Below are 3,486 nucleotides of genomic sequence, written 5' to 3'. Positions count from 1 at the left end.
CCTTCTCTTGTATTGAAGAAAAGAACATCGACGAATTGTTTGACCTAATCTATCGAGGTGTGAAAGATATTGAAAAAGTAACAGCTCAATAAGGGGTACCATCACATGCTAAAAAAATACAAAAAGAGCCATTAAATGTGGCTCTTTTTGCATGTAAAGGTATTTTGTGTAAAATGTCGATTCAAATTCATAATAATTCAGATAAAAGCATAAATTCAAGCGGTAAAATATTACATTTAGTCGATAGAGAAACAACAGCCTCCTTCTGGCTGTTGGAATATACAAGATTTTATACAGTTTTTTGGCATATCTAGCACATGACCAGAGAGTCCAAACTCGCACCATAACGGCAATGTATAGAATCCTGCATATGTGATAATTTCAGATATTCTAAGAAATGTTGATATCATGGGGATGGTGGGGATAAGGAACTACCGATAATGACATGTTATGTAAACTTCACATGTATACGGTATTCAGCCTATTCCCCAGTTTTGTCTAAATATTTCAAGTAAAGATAGCTAAAAATAAAACCAAATAAAAATTAAGGTGAGGCTAATGAAAAAATTAAAATACTATCTTGGATTGGACTAGTGATAACACTTATTTTATTTTTTGGTCTTTTAACTCTAGGACCAAGAAATAGCATATTACAACTTATTTGTGTAATCATTCTAGGATCAATTGTTCTTCCTCTATCCGTTATGGGAACGGTATGGCTTAAACCAAAATCAAAATCAGAACCAGAATAAGAAATGGAGGCTGTGTCTCTTGGATAGATTAATTGCTGTATTAACAACAATAAGTCGGAGGGGGGCAATCGCTGCAAGAGTTCCAAGGGTGACATCGGAGTCCCTTTATCTTGGGATATTGCTTGCGATTGTAGGAGGGTATTTGGATTCTTATACCTTTTTAAGCAGAGGGGGCGTGTTTGCAAATGCGCAAACTGGAAATATTGTATTACTCGGAATCAAGATTGCCCAAGGTTCTTGGACACAGGCACTGCTCCATATTCCGCCTATTCTTGCCTTCATTTTAGGTGTTGCTGTTGCGGAAAGCTTTAAGAGTCCCCGAATAAAAAAGCTGTTCAAGCTGCCTGCCCGTGCCATTTTGCTGCTTGAAATAGCTGTGTTGATTGCAGTCGGCCTGCTGCCTTCGGGTATCCCGAATATTATGGTCACAGTGGTCATATCCTTTGTTGCGTCTCTTCAGGTATCATCCTTTAGAAAGCTTTATACCTGGTCTTATAATACAGCCATGACAACGGGAAACCTGAGGACTGCGACACAAGCAGCCTATCGGGCTATTATGAACAAAAATAAAGATGCAGCCGAACAGGCTCTTAAATTTTACACCATCATTGGCTCTTTCCTATTTGGTGCTTTAAGTGGAAGTTTTCTGACCACGCTTCTGGAAAACTGTGCTATTTGGATTGCGGCTGCACTTCTTGTCTGTGCATTCCTCTTGTTAGAGTCGAACCAGCGGATCGAGAAAGAAAAGAAATAGCTCAAACGATGTTTAAAAAGCTAAGATTGGCTGGGATTATTCGGTATGCAGATTGCATGGCACTATCTTTTCATAAGGGTTCACAAGTTTTAAACTGCCCTTGGATTCTGACCCACCTTAAAAATTTTAAATTAGTGTCTTGACGATGGGGTCCACCTTACATCCCATCACAGACTGGAGTAAATCCAGTCCCTTCTTTCACTTGTTGAAACCAAATTTCGAATTTTCTTTGATTTTCTTCTAATGCTCTCTTACTTGGGTGTTTTTGCACAACGCTCCGAAAAGGTTTAATAAGCTGTATACCTTGAGCCACTTGAGTTCAAGGAAAGAATTTCAAAAAGTATACTTTTTGAATATGCTGTTAAACGTGTCTTTTGCGTTTCATAAATACAACTTAAATCAATTCGAAACATGTCAATAGTATTGTACATATTTTGACATACGTTGTTTTTTCCCTAATAAACCTTTTCGAGGGGATATGTAAAAATACCCTCTTTAAACAGACTTTTTCAGTGCCCTCGATACATATCCAGTGTCTTTTTTGGACCGGGGATTATTCAGATCATGAATCTATATCATGTTATGTCTAATATTTATTTTTCCACTTCTTCTGTATAAGCGCGATACATAGCAACACTATCGGAATGAACGTCATAATAGATGTTCCATAAAAAGGATTAATCGTTCTGATAAATTTGGCCAGTTCCTGTGTATTGGGAGTCCATATAGCGAATAAAGTCACAAGAAAACCAAATGGAAATACCAGGGGACGGTAATCAGATAGATGTAACCATTGGGCTGTTCTTAAAACAAGTACATAATAGAACACTGAAAGTTTGATGAATGCCCCCATCACCCAAATAGCGATCACAAGTGACTCAAGATGTTCAAAAAAAGTAGCAACACTAATGTATCGAAAAGCAAAAAACACTGGATTTGTATAAGCAGTTGCTGATTCTCCAAGCAAAAAAATGCTAACAATATTGAGATACACCATGATTAACATACTGACAGCCACCGATATCATACTCCATTTCATCCCTTTTTCATGATCGGTCAAAAAAGGAAGCAGCATAGAAATCAGAAAAACTTCATCGAACCAAATTATGGCCCCAGTTGCTCCCATGATTGGGGGCATAATCCCCTGTTCCATGATTGGAAACATATTCTCCAGTTTCAAGTCAGGCAGGAGCAGAATCAATAAGACCAGCGGAAAAATAAAGATCGGAACGAATAGTTGAGCGGCTCTTCCCAGAACTTCCACACCGCCTCGCACAGCAAAGGCACAAAGAAGAATTATACTTCCTATAACTACGACCATAGGGGTTTTAGGGAGAAAAGCAGAAATAATGAAACCAGCATATTCCCGACCTATTATTCCTGATACATGCAGAAAAATGAACAATATGACAAATCCAAGTATTTTTCCTAGAATTCGACCCATAATTTGCTGACTGTATTGAATGATGGTCTTCTTTGGGTAGATCTTATGTAATTGATACACAATAAACGCTGTCAAAAATCCGTTGAGGGACGCTAAAATTGGCGAAATCCACATATCACGATGTGCAAACCTACCCGTGACAATTGGAACATTAAGAATAGCGGTTGATATTATCAAAGGTAATATGAGAAATGCCATCTGGAATGCAGAAATTTTACCTTTTTCGATCATCTTTTTTTACCTCATTAATTTTTTTCTTTTAGTATCTCCCTAAAATATTTAGAAAAGACTCTTAACTTCCGATAACACTGATTATGTGAACTAGAAAAGAAAAAAAGTGCTTCGAAATTAATTCTGAAGCACTTTTTTTCTATTAATTTTTTATGAGAAATTAATAGAAAAACAATCATAATTGCCAAAGGTAGCAAGAATACATACAAGGGTTCTGGTGCAAAAATCATTTGATAGAGACATAGAACCTACATAGCCTGTTCAATTACGGATTATGATGCAATTCCAAACAACTTATGTATGAA

The 3,486-nt window shown here is 37.0% G+C and carries 2 protein-coding genes; one reads left to right on the top strand and one right to left on the bottom strand.

What is annotated here, in order from left to right:
- Window positions 1–801 precede the first annotated feature (801 nt).
- Complete coding sequence (locus tag H540_RS0121785; protein ID WP_028402375.1) at window positions 802–1,506, top strand: YoaK family protein; 705 nt, start codon at window positions 802–804, stop codon at window positions 1,504–1,506.
- 586 nt (window positions 1,507–2,092) lie between these two features.
- Here H540_RS0121785 and H540_RS0121780 read toward each other — a convergent pair.
- Window positions 2,093–3,181, bottom strand: a complete 1,089-nt coding sequence (locus H540_RS0121780; RefSeq protein ID WP_028402374.1) for a GerAB/ArcD/ProY family transporter — start codon at window positions 3,179–3,181, stop codon at window positions 2,093–2,095.
- Between the last annotated feature and the right edge of the window lie 305 nt (window positions 3,182–3,486).

This window comes from Ectobacillus panaciterrae DSM 19096, assembly GCF_000430785.1.
Taxonomy (GTDB): domain Bacteria; phylum Bacillota; class Bacilli; order Bacillales; family Bacillaceae_G; genus Ectobacillus; species Ectobacillus panaciterrae.
Note: the sequence above shows the minus strand (reverse complement) of the source record. Positions and strands in the feature narration are given on the sequence as shown.